A 26333-nucleotide genomic window follows, 5' to 3' on the forward strand; every position below is an offset into this window, starting at 1 on the left:
GCGTCTTTCGCTCCCCCGATGCCGGATGGATTCGTCACGCATGCGCGTGAGGGGCCCGCCTGCGCGTCGCCATCCCTGGGTCACCCCACCACTCGAAGAAAAAGATGAAGAGACAACGAAGATTCACCCCCGTCATCGCCGGCGGCGCCATGCTCGCCATCGGCGCCTGCCACGCGCAGTCGAGCGTCACCCTGTTCGGGCTGATCGACACCGGCGTCGCCCACTACCGCGTGCACGGCAAGGGCAGCCAGACCGCGCTGGCCTCCGACGGGCTCGCGAGCAGTCGCCTGGGCTTTCGCGGCCAGGAAGACCTCGGCGGCGGCCTGAGCGCGGGCTTCTGGCTCGAGGGCTCGCTCGCCGTCGACAACCCGACGTCCTTCGACCTCGCACGGCGCTCGACCGTGAGCCTGGCCGGCCCCTGGGGCGAACTGCGGCTGGGCCGCGACTACACGCCGACCTACCTGATCCAGTCGGACTTCTCGGGGCCCTGGGTCACCAACGGCGTCGGCGAGAGCATCGTCTACCGCGGCCGCGCCGTCCTCTACGGCAGCGCCAACGCGGGTCAGAGCTCGCATGTGCGCGTGAGCAACTCGGTCGGCTACTTCCTGCCGCGCGACCTGGGCGGCTTCTCGGGCCAGTTCCAGTACGGCCTGCCCGAGGCGGTCGACGGCGGCGACGCGGAGCGCTACCTCGGCGGGCGCCTCGGCTACCGGCAGGGCGCGTTCCGCGTGGGCGCGGCCTACAGCCGGACCCTGGGCGGGCCCAAGGCGCCGACCACGCGCCCGCGCGACATCCGCTCGGCCAGCCTCGGCGTCGCCTACGACTTCGGCGTGGCATCGGTCGAGGCGCTGTACGCGCAGGACCGGGTGCAGATGCCGCTGGGCCCCAAGCGCTTCGAAGGCGCGACCGTCGGCGTGACGGTGCCGGTCGGCCCCGGCGAGATCCGCGCGAGCTACGGGCAGGTGGCGTTCCGCTACCCGGGCGACCGCTCGCGCGCCAGCAAGATCGCGCTGGGCTACGTGCACCACCTGTCGAAGCGCACTGCGCTCTACGCGACCGTTGCCCATGTGCGCAACCGGCGCGGCGCCGCGCTGACCGTCGGCGGCGACGTCGCCAGCCTCGCCGACCACGCGGCCAGCGGCCAGAACTTCGGCATCCGGCACGCGTTCTGAGCGCGCCCGGCCCGCTGAACCACCCCCACAATCCACGATTGGAGACAAGCATGCACCGTCGCGATCTCATCCGCCTGGCCTCGGCCGCCGCGGCCGCCACCTCCCTGCCGCGCTGGAGCTGGTCGAACACACTGGCCCAGCGCGACCTGTTCCCGCTCGGCGTCGCCAGCGGGTCGCCGACCCCCGACGGCTTCGTGCTGTGGACGCGGCTGCTCGACGGCCCGGTGCCCGGCACCGTGCCTTTCGACACGCCGCGCCTGCCGCTGCCCGCCGCGCTGACGGTGCGCTGGGAGGTGGCCGAGGACGAGGCCTTCCGCCGCATCGTGCGCGCGGGCCAGGCGAACGCGCTGGCCGAGCTCGGGCACGCGGTGCACGTGGAGGTGTCGGGCCTGCGGCCGGACCGCTGGTACTTCTACCGCTTCATGCATGGCGATGCGGTCACGCAGACGGCGCGCACGCGCACCGCGCCGGCCCCGCACGCCATGCCCGGGCGCACGCGCTTCGCCTTCGTCTCCTGCCAGCGCTGGGAGCAGGGCCACTACGCGGGCTACCGCCACATGCTCGACGAGAACCTCGACCTGGTCGTGTTCCTCGGCGACTACGTCTACGAATACGCGATGCCGAAGAAGCCGCCGAGCTACCAGCTGGTGCGCACGCACACGCTGCCGGCCGCGAAGACGCTCGCGGACTTCCGCGACCGCTACGCGCTCTACAAGACCGACGTTCAACTGCAGGCCGCGCACCGCGCCTGCCCGTGGCTCGTGACCTGGGACGACCACGAGGTGCAGAACGACTACGCGGGCCTCGAAGGCACCGGCGCGGCGGGCGACTTCCTCGCGCGGCGCGGCGCCGGCTACCAGGCCTTCTACGAGAACATGCCGCTGCGCGCCTCGGTGCTCACGCAGGGCATCGGCGGGCTCGGCACGCTCGACGGTTTGCGCATCCACGAGCGGCATGCCTGGGGCCGGCTGCTGCGCTTCCACATGCTCGACACGCGCCAGTACCGCGACCGCCAGCCCTGCCGCGTGCCCGGCGAGGAATCGCCGAGCTCGGTGACGCCCACCGGCTGCCCCGAGCTGCGGGACCCCGCGCGCTCGATCCTCGGCAGCTACCAGGAGCGCTGGCTCGAGCAGGGCCTGGCGCAGGACGCCGCGCTGGGCGAGCGCTGGAGCGTGGTGGCGCAGCAGACCATCTTCGCGCAGCGCAACTACAAGCCGCTGCCGGCCGAGAGCTACCACCCCAGCACCTGGGACGGCTATCCCGCGAGCCGCCAGCGCGTGCTCGACGCGGTGCAGGGCGCGGGCGCGCGCAACACCGTGTTCCTCGGCGGCGACATCCACCAGAACTACGTGAGCCGCGTGCTGGCCGATTTCTCGCGGCCGCAGTCGCCGGTCATCGCGAGCGAGTTCTGCGGCACCTCGATCGCCTCGGCCAGCGGCACGGCGCAAAGCCGCGCGCAGGAGATCGCCGACAACAACCCGCACATCCTGCTCGCGCGTTCCGACAGGCGCGGCTATGCGGTGGCCGACGTGACGCCCGGGCGCTGGCTCAGCTCGCTGCGCGTGCTCGACGACGTGGCGCAGCCCGACAGCGGCATCTCGACGCTGGCGCGCTTCGTGGTCGACGACTGCGTGCCGGGCCCCCGGGCGGTCTGACCCATGCCCGACAAGACCATCCCCATGACCACCGGGGCCGAGTGGCCCTACCTGGAGATCCTGGTGCGGCTGGCGCTGAGCCTGGCGCTCGGCCTGCTGATCGGGCTGGAGCGCGAGCGCCGCGGCAAGGAGGCGGGGCTGCGCACCTTCGGCTTCATCTGCCTGCTGGGCGCGCTCGGCGGCCTGCTCGGCATGCCGGTGGCGCTGCTGTGCCTGGCGCTGGTGGGCGTGCTCGCGGTGCTGCTCAACGTGCAGACGCTGCGCGCCGGGCAGGGCGCCGAGCTCACGACCTCGGCCGCCATGCTGGTGACCTGCCTGGCCGGCGTGCTCTGCGGCCAGGGCCACACCATCTCGCCCGCGGCCGTGATGGTGCTGGCCACGGCGCTGCTGGCGTGGAAGGAACGGCTGGCCGGCTTCTCGGCCGGGCTGACCGAGAGCGAGATGCGCTCGGCGCTGCTGCTGGCGATCCTCGCGATCGTGATCTATCCGGCACTGCCGGCCGGGGCCGTGGGACCGTGGCACCTGGTGGAGCCGCGCGCCGCCTGGGTCACGGTGATCCTGATCGCGGGCATCGGCTTCGTGAACTACATCCTCTGGAAGCTCTACGGCGCGCGCGGCACCGAGCTCTCGGGCTTTCTCGGCGGGCTGGTGAACAGCAACTTCACGGTGATCGAGATGGCCTCGCGCGTCGTCGCCACGCGCGGCGCCTACGTGGGAACGGCCTACCGCGGCATCCTGCTGGCGACCACCGCGATGGTGGTGCGCAATGCCGGGCTGCTGCTGATCCTGGCGCCGCTCGCGCTGCTGGGCGCCTCGGGCGCCTTCGCGCTGATGATGCTCGCGAGCGCGGTGCTGGTGCTGTGGAGCTACCGGCGCGCCACGCGCGGCCCCGTGCCCGACGTGCCCGAGATCAAGCTCGACCTGCCGTTCTCGCTGCCGCTGGCGCTCAAGTACGGCGTGGTGTTCCTGGTGCTGCACATCGTCGGCGGCCTGACGCAGCGGCAGTTCGGCGATGCGGGCTTCTACTTCGTGAGCGTGGTCGGCGGCCTGATGTCGAGCGCGAGCGCCGTGGCCGCGGCCGCCGCGCTCGCGTCGCAGGGCAGCCTGTCGGCCACCACGGCGGGCACGGGCGCGGTGCTGGCCTCGCTCACGAGCATCGCCTTCAGCATGTCCTTCGTGCTGCGCACGCGCGAACGCAGCCTGACCACGAAGCTGTGCACGGCCATGCTGTGCATCGCCGTCGCCGGTGCCCTCGGGCTGGCCGGCTGGCATGTGGTCCTGCCGATGCTGCCTATCGGCCACTGAAGGCCGCACCGATACCTCCATCCCTCGAACCCGACACCATGAGCCATCCCACGAAGAACATCGAATCCGTCCTGGTCGAGAACCGCGTGTTCCCGCCCGATGCCCGCGCCACGCAAGGCGCCCGCATTTCCGGCATGGCCGCCTACGAGGCCCTGTGCAAGGAAGCGGAACAGGACTTCGAAGGCTTCTGGAGCCGCCAGGCCACGACCCACCTGCAGTGGACGAAGCCCTTCAGCAAGATCCTCGACGAATCGAACGCGCCGTTCTACCAATGGTTCGGCGACGGCGAACTCAACGCCAGCGCCAACTGCCTCGACCGCCACATCGGCACCCCGGTCGAGAACAAGACCGCCATCGTCTTCGAAGCCGACGACGGTACCGTCACCCAGGTCACCTACAAGGAACTGCTCGCGCGCGTGAGCCAGTTCGCCAATGCGCTCAAGGCCTCCGGCATCCAGAAGGGCGACCGCGTCATCGTCTACATGCCGATGACGGTCGAGGGCGTGATCGCGATGCAGGCCTGCGCGCGCATCGGCGCCACCCACAGCGTGGTGTTCGGCGGCTTCTCGGCCAAGGCGCTGCAGGAACGCATCATCGACGCCGGCGCGGTCGCGGTCATCACCGCCAACTTCCAGCTGCGCGGCGGCAAGGAGCTGCCGCTCAAGGCCATCGTCGACGACGGCATCGCGCTCGGCGGCTGCGAGTCGATCAAGACCGTGTTCGTGTTCGAGCGCACGCCCTCGGCCTGGCACCGCGTCGAGGGCCGCGACAAGACCTTCGCCGAGGCGCTGGCCGGCCAGAGCACCGAGTGCGCGCCCGAGCCGGTGAATGCCGAGCACCCGCTGTTCATCCTCTACACCTCGGGCTCCACCGGCAAGCCCAAGGGCGTGCAGCACGCCACCGGCGGCTACCTGCTGTGGGCCAAGATGACGATGGACTGGACCTTCGACATCCGCCCCGAGGACGTGTTCTGGTGCACCGCCGACATCGGCTGGATCACGGGCCACACCTACGTCGCCTACGGCCCGCTCGCGGCCGGCGCCACGCAGGTGGTGTTCGAGGGCATCCCGACCTTCCCGCACGCGGGGCGCTTCTGGCAGATGATCGAGAAGCACAAGGTCAGCGTGTTCTATACCGCGCCGACCGCGATCCGCTCGCTGATCAAGGCGGCCGAGGGCGACGAGAAGGTGCATCCGAAGAACTGGGACCTCACGAGCCTGCGCATCCTGGGCTCGGTCGGCGAGCCGATCAATCCCGAGGCCTGGATGTGGTACCACCGCAATATCGGCGGCGAGCGCTGCCCGATCGTCGACACCTTCTGGCAGACCGAGACCGGCGGCCACGTGATCACGCCGCTGCCGGGCGCCACGCCGCTGGTGCCGGGCTCGTGCACCCTGCCGCTGCCGGGGATCATGGCCGCGATCGTCGACGAGACCGGCAAGGACCTGCCCAACGGCGCGGGCGGCATGCTGGTGATCAAGCGGCCCTGGCCCTCGATGATCCGCACCATCTGGAACGACCCCGAGCGCTTCAAGAAGAGCTACTTCCCCGAGGAGATGGGCGGCACGATCTATCTGGCCGGTGACGGTGCGGTGCGCAGTGCCGACCGCGGCTACTTCCGCATCACGGGCCGCATCGACGACGTGCTCAATGTCTCGGGCCACCGGCTGGGCACGATGGAGATCGAGTCGGCGCTGGTGTCCAAGACCGACCTCGTGGCCGAGGCCGCGGTGGTGGGGCGTCCGGACGACCTGACGGGCGAGGCGATCTGCGCCTTCGTCGTGCTCAAGCGCGCGCGCCCGACCGGCGAGGAAGCCAAACAGATCGCCACCGAGTTGCGCAACTGGGTGGCCAAGGAGATCGGGCCGATCGCCAAGCCCAAGGACATCCGCTTCGGCGACAACCTGCCCAAGACGCGCAGCGGCAAGATCATGCGGCGGCTGCTGCGCAGCATCGCCAAGGGCGAGGCGATCACGCAGGACACCTCGACGCTGGAGAACCCGGCCATCTTCGATCAGTTGTCGCAGACGAACTGAGCGACGCGCCGGGCGCTGCCGGCCGCCGGTGCAATGACGCCAGCGAAGCGGCGTGTCCTACAAGGGGCGGTGAACGGACGGGCTAGCTTGCAGCGTCCACATTCACCCCGCACGGGAACACCGCCATGACCCAGCCACCGAAGAACGCGCGGTCGCCCGCCACACCGATCCACCATGCCGTCGCCGCGCGAGGCGCGACATGATCGGCATCGTCGTCCCCGCCCACGACGAGGAGGCGACGATCCGCGCCTGCCTCGCGGCGACGCGCCGTGCGTCGCGACATCCCGCGCTGGCGGGCGAAAAGGTCGAGACCATCGTGGTGCTCGACGCCTGCACCGACGCGACCGGCGTGGTGGCGGCCTGCTGCGATGCGCTGACGGTGACGATCCGTGCACGCAACGTGGGCATGGCACGCGCCGTCGGTGCCGAGGCCCTGCTGGCGCGCGGCGCACGCTGGCTCGCGTTCACCGATGCCGACACGCTGGTGTCCGAGGATTGGCTGGCCGCGCAACTGGCGCTGCAGACCGAGGTGGTCTGCGGCACGGTCTCGGTGGCCGACTGGTCGCCCCATGGCGGCAACGCCGGTCTGCTCGCAGCGCATTTCGGCGCGACCTACGCCGATCGCGAGGGCCATCGCCACGTGCATGGCGCCAATCTGGGCGTCTCGGCCGCGGCCTACCGCCGGGCCGGTGGCTTCCGGCATCTGGCCTGCAGCGAGGACGTCGCGCTGGTGCGGGCGCTGGCGGATGCCGGATGCTCGATCGCATGGAGCGCGCTGCCGCGCGTCGTGACCAGCGCGCGCACCGATGCGCGCGCGGAAGGCGGCTTCGCCACCGCGCTGCTCCATGCGGTGGCGCAGCGCCTGGCCGAAGCGGCGAGTGGGCCCTCGGGCGCCGCCGCTGTCGCTTGAAGTTCAGTCCCCACCGCCCAGCGGGCCGACGGGCGGTGCATCCTCGTCCTCGCCGGGAGTGCGCGGCCCGATGTTCTCGTCGCGGACCATGCGCTTGAGTTCGGCGCACCCGTCCTCGAAGGCGTCGAGCCACAGGTCGTAGGCCATGGGGCTGGCCGACAGCTCCACCCATTCCGAGGCGTCGTCGCCCTGCTCGTGCAGCACCCAGTGGAAATGGCCCGGCTCCACTTCCTCCACGAACACCGCGATGCGGCGCAGCCGGCTCATGGCCGCTCTCCGGCGGCCTTCACCGCGTCGCGAAGCGTGCTGGGATCGTCTGTCATAGGGCCTCCTGAAGGTTGTTCGACCGCTGCCGATGCAGGCCGCGAGTCTGCGGAGCGGGCCCGCCCGGGTGCCGTAGGTGTTCGACGCATCGCGACGCAGGAGACGGGCAGGGGCGCGGATGCGAGGCGCAACGCCAGTGGGTGCGCGATCGTGCGGACGGCGATCGCCGCCGCTACCCGGCAACGCGCAGGTCGTGCTCCCGCAGCATCACGGGCGGTGTCGATCCCTGGGCCAGCCGGCGCCGCACGGCGGCATCGATCTCCTCGGCATGCGATGCATAGGTCTCGAGAGGATCGGCGTTGTCGGCGGTGCGGAAGTGGTAGTGCAGGGCCGCCTTGCCGACGCTGGCGCTCACCGATTGGCCGTCCACAGTGACGAAGAAGCGGACCGCGCTCGAGGCGTCGTGGAAGAAGGGGGTATCGGACATCGGTGGACTTTCTGGCGCGAACGAGCGCGACCTGGAGGAGGTGGGAAGGCGAAGAGGCGTCATGGCGCCCCGCGCTACAGGGGCGACGCGTGGAAATACGCATCGATCGCCCAGAGCGCGAGCAGCACGGCGGCATAGAGAGCGCCGCCGAGGATCAGGGCGGCGCGCAGCGATCCCATCTCGGCGGTCGCGGGCGCGATGGCCGGCGGATCCGCGACGGGGGGAAGGGTGGAGAGGGCGGGGAGGGGCTTGGGCATGGGGCGCTTTCGTTGCAAGCCATGGCGTCGAGCGGTGCACCCGGTTCGGGCTTCCGCTGCCAGGGCAGCCGGCCCACGCTACGCCTGTTTGGGCGCAAGCGCGCGACTTTCGGTGCGCGTCGCGGCCATGCAGTCGCATCGCGCATGGCCCTGTAGGCCAACAGGCCTTTCTCGCTGGCGGGCCGAATAAGCGAGCGCGGGGGCCGGAAAGAGAGTACGGTCGGCAGACGTTCACACAGTTCTCGCGATCGCGCGGCAGCTCTTGGTCCGTCACAAGGAGCCGTAGCCATGTCCGTCCCCCTCTCGTCCATCCCTTCGCACGCCGACCTCATCGGCAGCGACGTCGATTCCCTCGCCTCCCACATGCGCCATTGCGCGCGCGCGCACGGCCGCTGGTCCTCGCTGCGCGGCCGCCTGCAGCAGCTGCACGCGCTCGCGGCCGGCCGCATCGTGACCCTGGCATGCGCCGCCGTGGTGCTCGGCATCGGCCTGTTCCTCGCGGCTTGAGCGCCGCGGCCATCGTCCACAGGCTCGACGGACTGAGCGCCTACGCGCGCAACCTGCTGCTGCACCCGCACGACCCGGTGGCGCCACCGATCCGCGCGGAGCTGTTCGGTGCCCAGCGTTTCGAACAGCATGGGCGCAGCCTCGCGCGCGCGCAGGCGGTGGTGGCGGACGACGACCGCGCGCGCCACGCACGCGAGCGCGCGCCGTTCTTCCCGCGCGTGCACGAGAACCTCGAGTCGCTGCGCAGCGCCTTCGACTACATCGCGCTGATCTCGCAGAGCGGGCGCTACGTGTCGCCGGCCGCGGAATGGCTGCTCGACAACTTCCACCTGGTCGAGGCGCAGCTGCAGCAGATCCAGGACGGCGTGCCGCGCAGCTATTACGCGCGCCTGCCCAAGCTCGCGCGCGCGCCGCTGGCCGGCCTGCCGCGCGTCTACGGCATCGCCTGGGCCTACGTGGCCCATACCGACAGCGTGCTCAACCAGGCGCTGTTCACCGCTTTCCTCGATGCCTACCAGGACGTCGAGGAACTCACGCTCGGTGAACTCTGGGCGCTGCCCACCACCCTGCGCGTGGTCCTGCTCGAGAACCTGCGCCGCGTGGCCGAGAGCATCGCCGAGAACAAGGTCGCGGGCGAGATCGCGCACGCGGCCTGGGATGCGGCCGCGCGGCTCGACGCGGCCGACCTCGACGTGCTGTTCCGCGCGCTGCACAGCCATGGCCTGCAGCACAGCTACCTCACGCAGCTGTGGCAGCGCCTGCCGGGCGAGCATGGCGAGAACATGCCCGCGCTGGTGCGCTGGACCGAGCTGCACTGCCCGAACGGCGCGGCGCTGATCCGCGATGCGCAGGACGCGCAGGTGGCCGCCAACCTGACGGTCGGCAACATCATCACCACGCTGCGCATGGTCGGCCAGGTGGAGTGGAACGACCTGATCGAGCCCGTGAGCCGTTCGCTGCGCGTGCTGCGCGAATTGCCGAGCTTCGCCGCCGAGAGCGAGCCCACGCGCCAGCAGATCACGCATGCGATGGAGCAGGTGGCGCGCCAGAGCCGGCGCTCCGAGCGCGACGTGGCGCAGGCCGTGGTGCAGCTGGCCATGGCGGCCGCGCACGACGGCATCGATACGCGCGAACCCGATGTCGACCCCGCGGACGAGACCGCCGGCTACTACCTGTTCGGCCAGGGCCTGCCCGCGCTCGATGCGCTGCTGCGCCCGCGCGCCGATGCCGCGGGCCATCGCGCACGTCGCGCTGCGCGGCACGGTGCGCGCTCGTGGCGGCTGCCGCTGTACGCCTTCGCGGTCGTGCTGGTCACCGGCCTGCTGTTGCTGGCCGCCGCGCGCGGACTGCCGCACCGCGGCGACTGGCTGTCGGTGCTGGCGCTCGTGCTGCTCGCCTGGCCGCTGTCGGAAGCGGTGACCGCGCTGGTCCAGCGCATCGTCGCGGAATCGGTGCGCGTGCAGGCGCTGCCGCGGCTCGATTTCGCGGCCGGCATTCCCGCGCGGCATCGGGTGCTGGTCGCGGTGCCGGCCATGCTGGTCTCGGCCGAGGGCAACGCGCAGCTCGCGCACCGGCTCGAGCTGCACTGGCTCGCCAACCGCGAGGCGCACGCCCAGTTCGCGCTGCTGACCGACTGGGTCGATGCGCCGCTGGCGACGCTGCCCGGCGATGCGCCGCTGCTCGAGGATGCGCTCGCGCGCATCGCGGCGCTCAACGCGCGCCATCCCGCGGCCGAGGGCGCGCTGCCGCGCTTCGTGCTGCTGCACCGCCCGCGCAGCTGGAGCGACACCGAGCAGCGCTGGATCGGCTGGGAGCGCAAGCGCGGCAAGCTCGAGATGCTGCTGCGCCTGCTGGCGCAGGGCGAGGCCGACGGCTTCCTGCCGCTGGCGCCCGGCAGCTTCGCGACCGGCCGCACGCCCTACGTGCTCACGCTCGACAGCGACACCGTGCTGCCGCCCGGCGCGCTGCGCGAGCTGGTCGCGGTCGCCGCGCATCCGCTCAACGCGCCGCGCGTCGATGCCGCGCGCCGCCGCGTGGTCAGCGGCTACGGCATCCTGCAGCCGCGCATCGTCACGCCCTTCGGGCCGCGCGAGGAGCGCTCGCTGTTCCGCTGGATCTTCGCGGGCGCCTGCGGGCTCGACCCCTACAGCAACAGCGCCTCCGACGTGTACCAGGACGTGTTCGGCAGCGGCTCGTTCACCGGCAAGGGCCTGCTCAACGTGCGTGCCGTGCATGCGGTGCTCGACCGCCGGCTGCCCGACGACGCGGTGCTGAGCCACGACCTGCTCGAAGGCTCGATGGCGCGCTGCGCGGTGGTGAACGACCTGGTGCTGGTGGAGGACTTCCCGCACCACGCGGGCGTGTTCGCCTCGCGCGTGCACCGCTGGGTGCGCGGCGACTGGCAGCTGCTGCCGCTGATGCGGCGCGCCGGCCACTACGGCATCGACGGCGTGGGGCTCTGGAAGATGGGCGACAACCTGCGCCGTTCGATGGTGGTGCCGGCCTCGTTCGCGCTGCTGGTGCTGGTGGTGTTCACGCATGCGCTGCCGCTGGGCTGGACCTTGCTGGCCGTGGCCGCGGGACTGACCATCGGCCCGGTGCTCGGCGCGCTGGCCGGGCTGGTGCCGACGCGGCGCGCGATCGAGCTGCGCCATTTCTTCGACGTCGGCGCGGTCGAGCTGCTGCGCGCCCTGGCCGGCGCGGCCTGGCAGTTCGTGCAGCTCGCCGCGCAGGCGCGGATGCTGCTCGATGCGATGGCGCGCGCGCTCTGGCGGCTGCTGGTGAGCCGGCGGCGCCTGCTGCAATGGACCACCGCCGCGCAGTCGCAGGCCCAGTCGAGCCAGCGCCTGGCCGCGTTCCTGCGCGGTGGCGGCGCGGTCGGGGGGGCCTGCCTGCTGCTGGCCGTGGCCGCGCACTACAGCGACTGGCCGGTGCTGGCCCCGCTGCTGTTCGTGCTGTGGGCACTGGCGCCGGTCGCGGCCTGGTGGGGCAGCCGGGTCGAAACCGGGCGTCCCGATGCGCTCGACACCGGCCAGCGCGACTACCTCGAGGCGCTGGCGCGCGACACCTGGCGCTTCTTCGAGCACGTGGTCGGCGCGCAGGACAACCACCTGCCGCCCGACAACCTGCAGACCGACCCCGAGCCGGCCCTGGCGCACCGCACCTCGCCGACCAACATCGGCATGTACCTGCTGGCGGCCGCCTGCGCGCGCGAGTTCGGCTGGATCGGCAGCACCGAGCTGGTGGCGCGGCTGACCGCCACGCTCGGCAGCGTCGAGCGGCTGCACAAGCACCAGGGCCACCTGTGCAACTGGTACGACACGCAGACGCTCGAGCGGCTGGCGCCGGCCTATGTCTCGAGCGTGGACAGCGGCAACCTGGCCGGCCACCTGATCGCGGTGGCGCAGGCCTGCCGCGCCTTCGCGGCGCAGGATGCGGCCGGCGGCGGCACGGCCGGGGCACCGAACGGCGAGGCCCTCGAGGCGCTCGCGCGGCGCTGCGAGGCGCTCAGCGACGGCATGGACTTCCGGGGCCTCTACGACCCGAAGCGGCACCTGTTCCACATCGGGCTGCGCGTGGACGACGACGTGCTCGACCCCAGCTACTACGACCTGATGGCCTCGGAGTCGCGGCTGCTGAGCTTCCTCGCGATCGCCAAGGCCGATGTGCCGCGGCGCCACTGGATGGCGCTGGGCCGGCCCTTCCTGCTGGTGGGCTTCCGGCCCGGCCTCAAGTCGTGGTCGGGCTCGATGTTCGAGTACCTCATGCCCTCGCTGGTGATGCCCGAGCCCGACGACGGCCTGCTGCAGGTGGCCAATGCCGCCGCCATCGCCGAGCACCGCGCCTTCGCGCGCGCGCAGGACCTGCCCTGGGGCGTGTCGGAGTCGGCCTATCACGGCCGCGACCATTCGCTGGCCTACCAGTACGCGCCCTTCGGCGTGCCGCGCCTCGCGTTGCGCCGCACGCCGCCCACCGACCGCGTGGTGGCGCCCTATGCGAGCGCGCTGGCCGCGGTGCTCGCGCCGGCCGAGGCGACCGACAACCTGCGGCTGCTCGAATCGCTGGGCGCGCGCGGCGCCTACGGCTTCCACGACGCGGTCGACTTCACCGCCTCGCGCCAGCACGAGGGCCAGGCCTTCACCGTGGTGCGCAACTTCATGGCGCACCACCAGGGCATGACCCTGGTGGCGCTGTGCAACGTGCTGCGCGACGACGCGCCGCGCCGCTGGTTCGGCAGCGCGGCCGTGGTGGAGGCGCATCTCTCGCTGCTGCACGAGCGCACGCCGCGCCAGATCATCGGCAGCGCCGACCCGCGCTCGCCGCCCGAGCCGAGCCGCGGCGAGCTGCCGCCGATGTTCCAGCCGCGGCTGGTCGATCCGCTGGCACCGGGCCCGCAGCCCACGCACCTGCTGTCGAACGGCCGCTACACGGTGGCGCTGCGCGCCAGCGGCGCCGGCGTGAGCCGCTGGCGCTCGTTCAACGTGACACGCTGGCGCGACGACCCGCTGCGCGACGGCTACGGCACCTTCTTCTACCTGCGCGACGACGCGAACGACACGCCCGTCTCGCTGACCGCGCTGCCCGCGCCCGGCATCGACTGGGACTACCGCACCCGCTTCCTCGCCGACCAGGTGCAGTTCGATGCCAGCGGGCCGGGCCTGCAGGTGCGCACCACGGTGCTGATCAGCCCCGAGGACGACACCGAGCTGCGCAGCATCACGCTGCAGAACACCGGCGAGCGCACGCGCACGCTCGAGCTGTTCTCGTACTTCGAGCCGGTGCTCTCGAACCCCAAGGCCGACGAGGCCCATCCGGCCTTCGCCAACCTGTTCGTCGAGTCGCGCTGGCGCCCGGACCTGCGCGCGCTGCTGATGTCGCGCCGGCCGCGGCTGCAGGGCGATCCGGCGGTGGCGGCCGTGCATTTCGTGGCCTCGGTCGATGCCCACGTGATCGCCATCGACTGCATGACCGACCGGCGCGCCTTCGTCGGCCGCAACCGCACGCTGGCGGCGCCGGCGATCGACATGCAGCCGCTCGATGCCACCGGCGCGCCCATCAACGGCCTCGACCCCATCGCCTGCCTGCGCGTGCGGCTGTCGATCGCGCCGGGCGCCACCGCGCGGCTGGGCTTCGCCACCGCGGCCGACGAGAGCATCGAGGCGCTGATGCCCACCATCGACCGCTACCTCGAGCCGATGCACGTGGAGCGCACGAAGCGGATGGCCGCCACGCTGGCGCAGGTGCGCCTGCGCGACCTCACGATCACGCCCGCGCAGAACGTGGCGCTGCAGGATCTGACCACCATCCTCACCTACACCACGCCGCGCCCGATGGGCGAGCGCGGCCTGTTCGACCTGCGGCAGATCTGGCGCTTCGGCATCTCGGGCGACAAGCCGATCGTGCTGGTGCTGATCCACTCGGTGAGCGGCATGGGCCTGGTCAACGCGCTGTTGCGCGCGCAGCCGTGGTGGGGCTTCGGCGGCGTGGCCTGCGACCTGGTGGTGATCAACGGCGAGCCGGCCTCCTACCTGCTGTCGCTGCAGCGCGAGATCGAGACCTTGCGCCAGCGCGTGCTGCAGCAGACCCGCAACAGCTTTCCGCGCAACGACACCGCCGGCTTCTACCTGCTGCACGAGCAGGAGGTGTCGGCCGCCGAGCGCGCGGCGTTGTCGAGCATGGCGCGCGTGGTGTTCACCGCCGACGGGCGTGCGCTCGACGTGCAGGTGGCCGCGCTGCGCGAAGCGCGCGGCATGGGGCCGTGGGCACCCGAGGCCGTGCTGCCGCCGGCGGTGCCGCTGGCGGCCGGCGTCGCGTCGACCCTGCCGGCCGAAACCGTCGCGGGCGAGTTCGATGCCGCGAGCGGCGAGTTCCGCTTCGAGGTGGGCCTCGCGCGCCGCACGCCGCGCCCATGGATCAACGTGATCGCCAACGCGGGCTTCGGCTTTCAGGTCTCCGAGTGGGGCAACGGCTTCACCTGGGCCGGCAACAGCCGCATGCACCAGCTCACGCCGTGGTCGAACGATCCGGTGCAGGACCCGGCCTTCGAGCACTACCTGCTGCAGGACCTGTCGACGCGCGAGCTGCTGCCGCTCACGCCGGCCGGACGAGGTGGCGGCGGCGGTGGCGACGGTGCGCCCGACGACCTGCTGCACCGCGTTCGCCATGGCCAGGGCTACACCGTCTTCGAATGCCGGCTGGGCGGGTTGTCGCTGAGCACCACCTTCCTGGCCGACCGCGACGATGCCGTTAAGCTGGTGCACGTTCAACTGCGCAACGAGGGCGGCGGCACGCGCCGGCTGCGCGCGCTCGCGATGGCCGAGTGGCAGCTGGGCGCCGCGCGCGGCGAGCGCCGCAGCGTGCGGACCTGGAAGCAGGACGATCTGCCGGCCGTGTTCGGCGAGCAGCGCGAGTCCAGCGGCGGCTTCGGCGGCGGCACCGCCTTCCTGATGCTCGCGGGCCTGCCGGGCGCCACCCAGTGGACCTGCGACCGCAACGAGTTCTTCCGCGGCCGCGGCATCGTCGAGGTGCCCGACAGCCTCGGGCGCCGCGGCGGCAGCGGGCTCGATGCCTGCGCGGCGGTCGATGGCGAATTCAGGCTGGCCGCGGGCGAGAGCGCGAGCTTCACCTTCGTGCTGGGCCATGCCGACAGCGCCGAGGCCGCCATCGCGCTCGCGCGGCGCTGGCGCGAACGCGACGTGCCGGCCGCGCTCGCGCAGGTCGGCGGCTTCTGGGACGAGCTGCTGGGCCGGCTGCAGGTGCGCACGCCCGATCCGCTGTTCGATGCGATGGTCAATCGCTGGCTGGTCTACCAGACCCTGGCCTGCCGGCTGTGGTCGAAGGCCGGCTTCTACCAGGCCGGCGGGGCCTTCGGTTTCCGCGACCAGCTGCAGGACGCGATGGCCTTCGCGCTCACCGATCCCAAGCGGCTGCGCGCGCAGATCCTGGTCAACGCGGCGCGGCAGTTCCCCGAGGGCGACGTGCAGCACTGGTGGCACATGCCCGGCGGCGCCGGCGTGCGCACGCATTTCTCCGACGACCTGCTGTGGCTGCCGTTCGCGGCCGCGCACTATGCGCAGGTGACGGGCGACGCCACGCTGTTCGACGAGAGCGTGGGTTTCATCGAGGGCGCGGCGATCCCGGCCGGTGCCGAGGACGCCTACTACACGCCGCAGCATGCCGGCCGCGTCGCCAGCCTGTACGAGCACGGCGCGCTGGCCATCGACCGCAGCCTCGCGACCGGCGCGCATGGCCTGCCGCTGATGGGCACGGGCGACTGGAACGACGGCATGAACCGCGTCGGCCACGAGGGCCGCGGCGAATCGGTCTGGCTCGCGTGGTTCCTCTGCAGCGTGGTCGAGCGCTATGCGCCGATTGCGCAGGCCCGCGGCGAGACGGAGCGCGGCGCGCGCTGGCTGCGTGCGCGCGAGGGCTGGATCGCCGCGCTGCACGACGCGGGCTGGGACGGCGCGTGGTTCCGCCGCGCCTTCTTCGACAACGGCGCGCCGCTGGGCTCGGCCGCCAACGACGAGTGCCGCATCGACCTGATCGCGCAGGCCTGGTCGGTGCTGTCGGGCGCGTCGGACGAGCGCCACACCCACGCCGCGATGGCCGCCGCGAAAACGCATCTGCACGATGACACGGCCGGGCTGTTGCGCCTGCTCGCGCCACCGTTCGTGCAGTCGGCCAACAACCCGGGCTACATCCAGGCCTACCCGCCGGGCGTGCGCGAGAACGGCGGACAGTACGCGCATGGCGCCGTGTGGGGGCTGATGGCGCAGGCGCTGACGGGCGACCGCGAGGCGGCCTGGGCGAGCTTCGAAGGCCTGAGCCCGGCCCATCGCGCCAGCGATCCGCGGCGCGGTCCGGCCTACGAACTCGAGCCCTACGTGATGGCCGGCGACATCTACGGCGCCGTACCCTACGTGGGACGTGGCGGCTGGAGCTGGTACACGGGCTCGGCCGCGTGGCTGCACCGCGCGGCGGTCGAGACCTTGCTGGGCCTCACGGTGAAGGGCGACGCGCTGTCGCTCGCGCCGCGCGTGCCCGCGCACTGGCCGGCCTTCGAGATCGAACTGCGGCTCGGAGAGCGCGAGTTCACGCTGCAGTGGGGCACGCCGCAGGGCGCCGCCGCCGCCACCCACCATGCGGTGGAGGGCGACTGGATCGACTGGCAGGCGCTGCCTGCGAAGGCGGTGGTGCGGGTCGCTGCGCGAGGGCCTACGACTCCGCCGTGAAGCCGATGCGCTTGACCAGCGGCCCCCAGCGCTCGAACTCGGCCTGCTGCGACTTCGCCATCTCTTCCGCGGTCGAGCCGCGCGCGATCAGGCCGACGACGCCCAGGCTGTCGATCACGGCGCGCTCCTTGACCGCGGCATTGACGGCGGCGTTGGCGCGCGCGATCGCGGCGGCCGGCGTCTGTGCGGGCGCATAGAAGCCGAACCATTCCTCGGTCGTGAGCTCGGCGAAGCCCTGTTCCGCGAAGGTCGGCACCTCGGGCGAGAACGGCGAACGCTGCCGGCCCGAGGTCGCGATCATCCGCAGCTTGCCCGCGCGGTGGTTGGCGAGGAAGTCGCCGCTCGGCGTGACCATGGCGGCGATCTGTCCGCCCACCACGTCGGTGATGCCGGGCACCGAGCCGCGATAGGGCACGTGCCGCAGGTCGACGTTGGCCGTGAGGCCGAGCAGGGCGCCGATGAAATGCGGCGTGGAGCCCGCGGCCGGCGAGCCGTAGTTCGCCTCCTGCGGGTTGGCCTTGGCCCAGGCCAGGAAGTCCCGCACCGTGACCACGCTGGTGGGCACCTTCGGTCCCACCGCGAGGCCGTGGTGCATGACGGCGCCGATCGAGACGGCGGTGAAGTCCTTGTTCGCGTCGTAGCTGAGCTTCGAGTAGACGTGCGGATAGATCGAGGTGCAGGAGAACGGCGACAGCGCCAGCACCGATCCGTCGGCCGGCGCCGACTTCAGCACCTCGAGCGCGATGCGCCCGCCCGCCCCCGGGCGGTTGTCGACCACCGCGACGTTGCGCGAGTACGCGGAGCCCGCGACCTTCTCGCCGATACGGCGCGCCACGCTGTCGCCGGCACTGCCCGCGGGAAAGCCGTAATAGATCTTGACCTGGTCCAGTGCCTGGGCCGAAGCCGCGAGCGGCAGCAGCGAGGCGAGGGCGCCGCCGCCCGCTGCCTGAATGAAGGTCCGTCGTGTCTGCATGAAAGTCTCCTCGGGTGTTGTGAATGTCGTGGCTCAGGCGGCGGGCGCGATGTCCGCGCCGGCCTGCGGCGTGCGCACCTTGGCGCCCGCGCCGTCGAGGAAGGCCTGCACGCGCAGCTTCGCCTCGGGCGCGCTCTGCGTGATGGCGCTCATCAGGGCTTCGGTCATCAGCCCGTGGTCCGCGGGCTGCTCCGCGATGCGCGGCAGCGCCTGCATCACCGCGAAGTTGGTCAGCGGCGCATTGCGCGCCACCTGGTGGGCCAGTGAGAGCGCGTGCGACCAGGCCTTGCCCTCGGCCACGAGGTACTGCGAGAAGCCGACGCGCTCGCCCTCGTCGGCGCGGTACACGCGGCCGGTGAGCATCATGTCGGCCATGCGCGAGACCCCGATCAGCTTGGGAATGCGCACCGATCCGCCACCGCCGACGAAGATGCCGCGCGTGCCTTCGGGCAGCGCGTAGAAGGCGGTGGCATCGGCCACGCGCACATGGCAGGCCGCGGCCAGCTCGAGGCCGCCGCCGATCACGGCCCCGTGCAGCGCGGCGATCACGGGCACCGGGCCGAACTGGATGGCATCGAGCGCCGCATGCCACATGCGCGAGTGCTGCACCGCCTGCGGCGGATCGCGGTGGGCCAGTTCGGACAGGTCGAGCCCGGCGCAGAAGTGCGCGCCCCGGCCGCCGAGCACGGCGGCGCGCACATGGCCGGGCAGGTTCTCGAACGCATGCCGCAACTCCAGCACCAGGCCGTCGTTGAGGGCATTGCGCTTGCCGGCGCGGTTCAGGTGCAGGTGGGCGATCTCCTCCTGGAGTTCGAGGGTCAGGAACTGGTACTGCATGGCTTTCGATGAGGTCGGGGAAGAAGCTTTTTCGCGTTTCTCAATACACGTACAGATGTGTATGGTGCGGCGATGCTATCAGGCGGATCCGGACGAGCGGCTCAGGGTTTGCCCAAGGGAAACGGGCCTGACTCTGGTGCATGCGGGCCTCCGCTATCATCGGCGCATGCTGACGACCACCCCTGGCAAACCGCGCCCGCGCAAGGCCTCGGCCGCCCTGCAGCGCAAGAGCGAGGCCGGCACCAAGCCGGCCTCCGAGCGGTCCCAGCTCGGGCCCGCCGACTGGATCGTGGCCGCGACGGAACTGCTGATCGACAAGAGCATCGACGCGGTCCGCGTCGACGTGCTGGCCAAGCTCCTGCAGGTGACGCGCGGTTCCTTCTACTGGCACTTCGTCGACCGCGACGACCTGCTCAAGCGCATCCTCGTGAGCTGGCAGGAGGCGCAGACCGAGCAGATCATCGCGCGCTACCGCAAGCAGGGCGTCGAGGCGCAGGACCTGATCGTCGAGCTGGTCGAGCTGCCGTTCCATGGCCGCGCGGCCATGAAGGGCGCGTCGGTCGAGCTCGCGGTCCGTGCCTGGGCCCGGCGCGACGAGATGGCGCGCATGATCGTCGACGAGGTCGATGCCAAGCGACTCGCCTACATCGAGGAATGCTTCCTCTCGTGCGGCTTCGATGGCAGGTCCGCGCGCTCGCGCGCCTTCACGCTCTATTGCTACATGCAGTCGGAGTCGCTGTTCAGGAACCAGGGTTCCACCGCCGACAAGGCCGAGCGCCGCCGCTTCGTGGCCCAGATGCTGCTGGCGCCGGAGCCCGGCAAGGCCCCGGCGCGCTAGCACGCCGCTGCTTCAGTCGTAGGCGCAGCTGAAGCTGGCCGCCAGGTTCTGGTCGCCCGAGCCGCGGTACTTCGGCCAGGTCGGGTAGCGGCACAGCGGACGCGTCATCTCCACGCGCTTGCCGTCGGCCGCGAGCCGCGCCGCCGTGAGCGAATCGTCGGGCGCCTTGCCCTTCTCGACCCAGTTCTCGAGGATCGCGAGGTTGTCGACGATGCCGGCACCCGGGCCGCCCGGGCCATGGACCACGCCCGGCAGCATGTAGAAGCGCATGAAGGAATCGGTGGTCTCCTGGCCCAGCTTGCCGACCACGCTCTGGTAGTAGTCCGTGGCATAGCCGGGTGGCACCAGGTTGTCGCTCGCACCGGCCCACAGCAGCAGCTTGGCGCCGCGTCCCGCGAAGGCCGACAGGTCGGGATTCGTCGCGTTGACCTTCTCGGAGAGCTCGAGCCAGCGTGCCGGATCGGACCCCGGCGTGTAGCCGAGCACCGTCGTGTTGACGTTCGAGGTCACCTGGTACTTGAGCCACCAGTCGGAGAAGAAGTAGAGCTGGCTCGCCGGCGCCGTCGGGCTGGCGCCGAACTGCGCGATGGTCCAGTTGCCGGCCGCCGCCGCCTCGCCGCCCACGCCCCAGGCCGGCGCCCTGGTGATGCCGTTCGCCACCGGCACGGGCAGCGTGAAGTCCGAGCGCATGAAGTCGACCGACGCGATCTGCGGATCCGACAGGCAGCTGTCGCCGCCGTCCGCGCCGCCCGGGCAGCGCAGCGTGCGCACGTCGAAGCGGCAGGCGCTGACATGGGAGATGACCCCGTCGACCGCGCCGTCGAGGCCGTCGCAGGCCGCCATCTGGGCATCGCCGAACAGCTTGATCTTGGCCGGGCTCAGCCAGCCCGCGCCGTTGTTCGAGAACGCCAGCTTGGCCAGCGCGATCCCGCGCTGGATCACGTTGCTGTAGTCGACCACGGGCTCGCCGGCCACGATGCCGTCGTAGCTCTGCGGATAGCGCTGCGCCTGCAGCAGTGCCTCGCGGCCGCCGGTGGACATGCCGTAGAAGTAGGTCCTGGCGGCGGGCTTGCCGTAGATCGACTGGATCGCCGCACTGGCGACCTTCAGCACCTGCGGGTGGTAGGCGAAGGCGAAGTTGTCGAAGGCCGAGGGGTTGTTGAGCGTCGAGCTCAGGTCGGGCACCTGCACCCCGCCGTCCGCGCTGACCCACGCGTAGCCGCGCTTGTAGACATCGCCATTGGCCAGCATCACGAGGTCGGGCCCGACGACCACGCCGTCGTAGCCGCCACCGCCGATCTGCACCAGCCGCTGGTTCCACACCGAGTCCTCGGGCAGGTCGATGCGGAAGTTGATGGTCGAGGTGGGCGAGCTCACGATGGCGCCACGCACCTGGCAGGTCTGCAGCGTGGTGGCGGACGCGGCCATCACTTCGGCCGTGGCGACGCTGCCTGGTCCGACGGCCTTGCCGACCAGTCCGCCGCAGCGCTCCTTGAACGCGGCCCGCGGGGCCGGCGGTGCGGAGCCCGGCCCGTTGGCCCCGGCGGCGGCCGCATTGGCCGCCGCGATCGCGGCCGCCAGCGCGGCCGCGTCTCCACCCCCGCCGCTGCCGCCCCCGCAGCCGGCGGCGAGCGCGGCCAGGGTGCAGGAAAGAGCAAAGGCTATCGATCTGTTGCGAGTCATGTTGTCTCCGGTTTGGGTCGCCAGTTCGATCATTCACCATACACATGTGAATGGTCGGAGCGGATGATAGGGAGGACAAAGCGACACGCAGCCCGGGCTTACCCTGACTTTTCCATACAGTAGTGAATGTTCAAGAGCGCGACGACTGATGCGTCGTCGCCGGCTCAGCGTGCCTCGATCTTCAGCCCGTCGAGCACCCGCCCCCAGCGCTGCCGCTCGTCGGCCACGAAGCGCGCGGTCTCGGCCGGCGTCAACGCACGCGGGAACACGCCGAGCTCCACGAAGCGCGCCGCGAGCCGAGGATCCTGCAGCACCTGGCGGACGTCGCGGTTCACGCGCTCGACCACCTCGGCGCTCGCGTTCTTCCGGCCGAACAGCACGAACCAGCCGCTGAGTTCCGGGCTGCCCGGCAGCGTCTCTGCCAACGTCGGCAGCTTGGGCTCGCCCGGCAGGCGCTCCGAGGCGGTGGTGGCCAACGCCTTGATGCGCCCGGACTGGCGCATCGCGCCCACGCCCGGAATGCCGTCGACCATCAGTTGCGCATCGCCATTGACGAGGGCATTGAGGGCGCCTCCGGTGCTGCCGAAGGAGACGATGTTGACATCGAGCCCCGCGGCCTTCCGGATGTACTCGGCCGACAGGTGCGGAATGGAGTACTGGCCCGTGGCGGCCACCGTGATCGGCTGCCTGCCCGAACGCGCCAGCGCGAAGGCCTCGGCGAGCGTGTTCGCGCCGAAGTCCTGGCGCGCGAGGATCATCATGGGGCTCAGCGCGACGAGCGCGATCGGCGTCATGTCTGCGTCGACATCGAAGCGCGGGTTCGCCAGCGTGCGCGGCGTCACCGCGATGACGGCCGCCTGCGCGAGCAGGAAGCCGTGCTGGTCGGCCGGCGCCTGCTTGAAAGCCGAGATGCCGATGACGCCGCTGGCGCCCGGCTTGTTCTCCACGATCACGGGCTGCTTCCAGAGCTGGCCGAGCCGCTCGCCGAGCAGGCGCGCGATGACGTCCGGCGCGCTGCCCGCCGCCGTGGGCAGGACCACGCGCACCGGCTTCACGGGCCAGCCGTCGGCGCATGCGCCCGGCGAGAGAAGCAGCGCGGCCGCGGCGGCGGCCAGATGGGCAAGGACTTTCATGCGGCGGGAGTCTAGGCAGCGCCTTCGCACGGCGGCAGATGCCGCGGCGTCGATGAAGATAGGTCGCGGTTATGGCTGCGTGCCGCCGCGGTGGGCCGCGACGTGGTACTCGATGTGCCGGCGCAGCAAGGTCAGCATGTGCTCGGCCGCGGGCGTGAGCGGCATGGCGGCTTTCGCGATCAGCACGATCTCCGCGCCCGGCAGCGTCTCGCCGATCGGGATCTCGACCAGGAAGCTGTCGAAGGGCCGGGCGTCCGCGTACTGGCGCGGAACGATGGCGAGCATGTCGGTGCGGGCCAGCAGCGAGAGCAGGGCCGTCGGGTATTCGCACTGCACCACCGATCGCGGCACCGGCAGGCCCAGCCCCAGGAAGACCTGGTCGTGCTCCGCCGCGGCCAGGCCCATCGCACCGGGCACCAGCCACCGGGCCTCGGTGAGTTCGCCCAGCGATCTCGCATGGCGCAGCGGATGGCCGGCGCGGCACACGACGGCGCGCGTGTTGGTGAACAGGTGCTCGACGCAGAACTCCTCGCTCAGCGACACGGCCGGCCGGGGCCCGATCGAGAAGTCGAGCGCGCCCGCGCGCAGCTCGCTGAACATCACGGCGAAGGTGCCCGAGACCACGCGCACCGCGGCGTCGGGATAGCGCCTGCGGAATTCGGTCAGCGCCTCGGGCAGGGCCGTGAGCGCGGCGGCCGCCGACACGGCCATGTTCACATGGCCGCCCGCGCCGCCGAGGTGCTGGAGTTCGGAGGCGGCGCGCTGCAGTTCGTTGAGCACCGTCTCGGCGCGCGGCAGGAAGGCGCGGCCCGCGAAGCTCAGCACGGCGCCGCGCGCATGGCGCTCGAACAGCGCGCTGCCCAGTTCCTTCTCGAGCTGCTGGATGCTCTTCGAGAGCGAGGGCTGCGTGAGCCCCAGGCGCCGCGCCGCCGCGCGCAGGCTGCCGGTGGAGGCCACGGCCACGAAGTCGCGCAACTGGTGCAGTTTCATCGAGCGTCCCCGGTGCCAAACGCCACGCGCTGGCGATAGCCGCCGGCGATCGAGCGCGAGAAATTGCCGTCTTCTGGCCCCGCGAGGCCGTGGCTACCGTGCGGGGGCCGTCGATGCGGCGCACCCGCGAAGACCGGCATCCACCCCCACGAGGACCAGAAGACATGAGACAAGAGAAACGGGCCGTCATGGCCCTCGCGCTCGTCGCGGCGCTCGCCGCGGCCACGCCCGCCCGGGCGCAGGGCAGCCTGCAGACCTACGGCCTGCTCGACCTCGGGGTCGAGCACGTGCAGGGCCATGGCGGGCCGGGTGCGATCGGCGTCACGCGCATGCAGTTCGGCACCCTGCCTTCGCGCCTGGGCTTCCGGGGCGCCGAGGACCTGGGCGGCGGCACGCGCGCGATCTTCAACCTCGAGATGGGCTTCAACGCCGACACCGGGGTCATCGCCAACGGCGGGCGCAGTTTCGGCCGCACCTCCACGGTCGGCCTGGCGGGCGACTGGGGCACGGTCACGCTGGGCCGGCAGCTGACCTTCCTGTTCTGGTCGATGACCGAGTCGGACATCATGGGACCCGGTGCCTACAGCTCGAGCTCGCTCGATCCCTACCTCGCGAACATCCGTGCCGACAACGCGATCGCCTACCGCGGCAGCTTCGGCGCGTGGAGCGTCGGCACGCTCTACAGCCTGGGCCGCGACGTGGTCGCGACCAACAGCCCGGGCGGCACCAACTGCGCGGGCGAACTGCCCGGCGACGCACGGGCCTGCCGCACGCTGTCGGGCATGCTCAAGTACGAGCAGGCGTCGTGGGGTGTCGCGCTCGGCGCCGACCGGATCCAGGGCGGCCCCGGTGCCTTCGGCGGCCTGTCCAGCAGCGACCGCAGCGACACGCGGGCCACGTTCAACGGCTACCTGAAGCTCGGCGAGGTCAAGCTCGCTGCGGGCTACCTGCGGCGCGACAACGAAGGCAGCGCGACGCAGCCGCGCAGCGACCTGTGGTGGCTGGGCGGCACCTACCCGAGCGGCCCGTGGCTGTTCGAGGCGCAGCTGTTCAAGCTCGACTACCGCCACACCGCCAACGGGGCGCGGCTGGCCGTGTTCCGCGCCAGCTACTTCCTGTCGAAGCGCTCGCTGGTCTACGCGACCGCGGGCCACATCCGCAACAGCGGCAGCCTGACGCTGCCGGTCAACGGCTATCCCGGCCTCACGAACACGCCCGGCGGCTCCCAGAGCGGCTTCATGCTGGGCGTGAAGCACACGTTCTGAACCTCCCATCCCGGGGCGCGATGCGCCCTTCATCCTCGAGAAAGCGCCATGCCATCGAAGACCGAACCTATCCTCCACCAGGCCGCCATCGCCGAACTGATCCAGCGCTGGGCCTTTTGCCGCGACAACGCGCGCTGGGCCGCGCTGAACGACTGCTTCACGCCCGCGGGCGACATCGCCGTGAGCTGGTTCCGCGGCCGCCATGTCGATTTCGTGGAGGCCTCGCGCCGATTGCAGGGCCGCAGCTTCAACCGGCACCGCATGCTCGGCACGCTGTGCGAGGTGGAGGGCGAGCGCGCCTGGGCCGAGTCGGCCGTGATGATGATCGGCTTCGGCAGCCTGGACGGCACGCCGGTGCGATGGGAATGCCACTTCCGCTTCATCGACCTGCTCGCGCAGGAGGAGGGCGCGTGGAGGCTGGCGCGGCGCACCGCCGTCTACGACATGGACAGCCTCGTAGCGGACGCCGAGGGCGCCACGCTCGCGCTCGATGCGAAGCGGCTGTCGCGCCTGCCGCGGCCGTACCGCTACCTCGGCTACCGCCTGCTGCAGGCCGGACACGAGGTTCCCCTCGACCTGCCGACCGCCGACTCGGAGGCCGAGCGCGAACTGCGCGAGCAGGCACGCGCGTGGCTGCACCGGCCCTGAACCCGCGCGATGCGGAGAACGCACGCCGCGCTCAATCGAGCTTCACCCGCGCCTCGCGGATCACCTTGCCCCACATCGCGCGATCGGCATCGATGAAGGCCTTGAACTCCGCGGGCGTGTTGCAGCGCAGCTCGCCGCCGTAGTCGCGCCACTTGCGCGCGAGCTCGCTCGACTGGCAGGCCTTGCGCATCGCGGCGCTGAGCTTCTCGAGCACGGGCTTGGGCGTGCCCGCGGGCGCGAGCAACCCCTGCCAGGCGATCGGCGCGTAGTCGGGCAGGCCGGCCTCGGCGAAGGTGGGCACGTCGGGGAAGCTCGGCGCGCGCTCCTTGCCGGTGATGGCCAGCAGCTTGAGCTTGCCGGTGTGGATGTTGCCCGCGGCGGCCGGCAGGCCGTCGAACATCAGCTGCACCTGGCCCGCGATCAGGTCGACGTAGGGGCTGCTGCTGTTGTAGGGAACGAGGTTGGTCTTCACGCCCGCGGCGCTGTTGAACCACAGGGCCGACAGGTGCGAGTAGCTGCCGATGCCCGCGGTCGCGACCGCCACCGAATCGGGCCGGGCCTTGAGCGCGGCGATCAGTGCGCGCGCGTCGCGCGCCTCCACGCCGGGCGTGGCGATCAGGCCGGTGTTGAGCACGCCGAGCAGGCTCACGGGCGCGAAGTCCTTCTCGGCGTCGAAAGGCAGCTTCGAATAGAGATGAGGCACCACCGACAGCGAACTGGTGGTGCCGATGTAGAGCGAGTAGCCGTCGGCCGGCGCCTTCGCGGCGACCTCGGTGCCGATGATGTTCGAGGCCCCGGGGCGGTTCTCCACATAGAAGCTCTGGCCCAGCAGCTTCGTGAGCTCGGCCGCGATCTCGCGCGCGTTCGCGTCGGGGCCGCTGCCGGCGGGGAAGGGGGCAATGATCCGCACCGCCTTGCTCGGGTAGTCGGCCTGGGCCCAGGCCGCGCCCGCCAGCAGGCCCGCGGCGGCGATGCATCCAGGGGCCAGCCAGCGGCGGCCCCGCGTCTTCGAAACGTTCATCGGTTTGTCTCCATTCGATCTTGGGTGCGGTTTGCACCGGTCGCGATGATAGATAAATCGTAGTTATTGTCAAAATACGATAATAACTATAGTATTTCGACATCGAAACGGAAAAGCT

The 26333-nt window shown here is 71.5% G+C and carries 19 protein-coding genes; 10 read left to right on the plus strand and 9 right to left on the minus strand.

From position 1 onward, the window contains the following. The first annotated feature begins 104 nt into the window (after window positions 1-104). From R0232_RS35540 to R0232_RS35560, 5 genes are all read left to right on the plus strand, one after another. On the plus strand, window positions 105-1172 hold the full coding sequence (locus R0232_RS35540; RefSeq protein ID WP_431513973.1) for a porin: 1068 nt from the start codon (window positions 105-107) through the stop codon (window positions 1170-1172). Window positions 1173-1222: 50 nt separating this feature from the next. Next, window positions 1223-2827, plus strand: a complete 1605-nt coding sequence (locus tag R0232_RS35545) for an alkaline phosphatase D family protein (protein ID WP_431513974.1) — start codon at window positions 1223-1225, stop codon at window positions 2825-2827. Between the two features lie 3 nt (window positions 2828-2830). Then, entirely contained in the window at window positions 2831-4132 is a 1302-nt protein-coding gene (locus R0232_RS35550; RefSeq protein ID WP_431513975.1) for an MgtC/SapB family protein, read from the plus strand. A 38-nt stretch (window positions 4133-4170) separates the two neighbouring features. After that, the gene (gene acs / locus R0232_RS35555; protein ID WP_431513976.1) at window positions 4171-6168 is read left to right on the plus strand and encodes an acetate--CoA ligase; all 1998 of its coding nucleotides are present in this window, start codon (window positions 4171-4173) and stop codon (window positions 6166-6168) included. Between the two features lie 199 nt (window positions 6169-6367). Further along, window positions 6368-7078 (plus strand): glycosyltransferase, encoded by a 711-nt coding sequence (locus R0232_RS35560; RefSeq protein ID WP_431513977.1) that lies wholly within the window; start codon window positions 6368-6370, stop codon window positions 7076-7078. Between the two features lie 3 nt (window positions 7079-7081). Here R0232_RS35560 and R0232_RS35565 read toward each other — a convergent pair whose 3' ends face one another. The 3 genes from R0232_RS35565 to R0232_RS35575 form a co-directional block, all read right to left on the minus strand. Further along, window positions 7082-7345: a hypothetical protein gene (locus R0232_RS35565; RefSeq protein ID WP_093350133.1), complete on the minus strand. Its 264-nt coding sequence runs from the start codon at window positions 7343-7345 to the stop codon at window positions 7082-7084. A 229-nt stretch (window positions 7346-7574) separates the two neighbouring features. Beyond that, window positions 7575-7829 (minus strand): DUF1488 family protein, encoded by a 255-nt coding sequence (locus R0232_RS35570; RefSeq protein ID WP_208511063.1) that lies wholly within the window; start codon window positions 7827-7829, stop codon window positions 7575-7577. 74 nt (window positions 7830-7903) lie between these two features. Next, the gene (locus R0232_RS35575; RefSeq protein ID WP_208511064.1) at window positions 7904-8086 is read right to left on the minus strand and encodes a hypothetical protein; all 183 of its coding nucleotides are present in this window, start codon (window positions 8084-8086) and stop codon (window positions 7904-7906) included. Between the two features lie 288 nt (window positions 8087-8374). Here R0232_RS35575 and R0232_RS35580 point away from each other — a divergent pair, with 288 nt between their 5' ends. After that, window positions 8375-8593, plus strand: a complete 219-nt coding sequence (locus tag R0232_RS35580; RefSeq protein ID WP_208511065.1) for a hypothetical protein — start codon at window positions 8375-8377, stop codon at window positions 8591-8593. After that, on the plus strand, window positions 8590-16827 hold the full coding sequence (locus tag R0232_RS35585) for a GH36-type glycosyl hydrolase domain-containing protein (protein WP_431513978.1): 8238 nt from the start codon (window positions 8590-8592) through the stop codon (window positions 16825-16827). The genes R0232_RS35580 and R0232_RS35585 overlap by 4 nt, the downstream gene beginning before the upstream one ends. Here R0232_RS35585 and R0232_RS35590 read toward each other — a convergent pair. Both R0232_RS35590 and R0232_RS35595 read right to left on the minus strand, forming a co-directional pair. Beyond that, the gene (locus tag R0232_RS35590) at window positions 16811-17800 is read right to left on the minus strand and encodes a Bug family tripartite tricarboxylate transporter substrate binding protein (RefSeq protein ID WP_431513979.1); all 990 of its coding nucleotides are present in this window, start codon (window positions 17798-17800) and stop codon (window positions 16811-16813) included. The two genes, R0232_RS35585 and R0232_RS35590, sit on opposite strands and share 17 nt — an antisense overlap. A gap of 33 nt (window positions 17801-17833) precedes the next feature. Further along, the gene (locus R0232_RS35595; protein WP_093350045.1) at window positions 17834-18637 is read right to left on the minus strand and encodes a crotonase/enoyl-CoA hydratase family protein; all 804 of its coding nucleotides are present in this window, start codon (window positions 18635-18637) and stop codon (window positions 17834-17836) included. Window positions 18638-18803: 166 nt separating this feature from the next. On the opposite strand from R0232_RS35595, the gene R0232_RS35600 reads away from it, so the two are divergent. Further along, a complete protein-coding gene (locus R0232_RS35600) occupies window positions 18804-19475 on the plus strand; it encodes a TetR/AcrR family transcriptional regulator (protein WP_431513980.1) in 672 nt (223 codons plus the stop codon). 12 nt (window positions 19476-19487) lie between these two features. Here R0232_RS35600 and R0232_RS35605 read toward each other — a convergent pair whose 3' ends face one another. The 3 genes from R0232_RS35605 to R0232_RS35615 all read right to left on the minus strand — a co-directional run bounded on the left by R0232_RS35605 (window position 19488) and on the right by R0232_RS35615 (window position 23281). Then, window positions 19488-21158 carry a tannase/feruloyl esterase family alpha/beta hydrolase gene (locus R0232_RS35605; protein WP_431513981.1) on the minus strand — a complete coding sequence of 557 codons (1671 nt, stop codon included), beginning with the start codon at window positions 21156-21158 and terminating at the stop codon, window positions 19488-19490. A 164-nt stretch (window positions 21159-21322) separates the two neighbouring features. Then, entirely contained in the window at window positions 21323-22291 is a 969-nt protein-coding gene (locus tag R0232_RS35610) for a Bug family tripartite tricarboxylate transporter substrate binding protein (protein WP_431513982.1), read from the minus strand. 69 nt (window positions 22292-22360) lie between these two features. Further along, entirely contained in the window at window positions 22361-23281 is a 921-nt protein-coding gene (locus R0232_RS35615) for a LysR substrate-binding domain-containing protein (protein ID WP_431513983.1), read from the minus strand. A gap of 164 nt (window positions 23282-23445) precedes the next feature. Here R0232_RS35615 and R0232_RS35620 point away from each other — a divergent pair, with 164 nt between their 5' ends. Then, on the plus strand, window positions 23446-24546 hold the full coding sequence (locus R0232_RS35620; protein WP_431513984.1) for a porin: 1101 nt from the start codon (window positions 23446-23448) through the stop codon (window positions 24544-24546). 48 nt (window positions 24547-24594) lie between these two features. Next, the gene (locus R0232_RS35625) at window positions 24595-25194 is read left to right on the plus strand and encodes a nuclear transport factor 2 family protein (RefSeq protein WP_431513985.1); all 600 of its coding nucleotides are present in this window, start codon (window positions 24595-24597) and stop codon (window positions 25192-25194) included. A gap of 31 nt (window positions 25195-25225) precedes the next feature. Here the strand turns inward: R0232_RS35625 and R0232_RS35630 are convergent, their stop codons facing one another. Beyond that, on the minus strand, window positions 25226-26215 hold the full coding sequence (locus R0232_RS35630; protein ID WP_431513986.1) for a Bug family tripartite tricarboxylate transporter substrate binding protein: 990 nt from the start codon (window positions 26213-26215) through the stop codon (window positions 25226-25228). Between the last annotated feature and the right edge of the window lie 118 nt (window positions 26216-26333).

Origin of the sequence: Variovorax sp. DAIF25, from assembly GCF_050711835.1 — a bacterium.
GTDB lineage: Bacteria > Pseudomonadota > Gammaproteobacteria > Burkholderiales > Burkholderiaceae_C > Variovorax.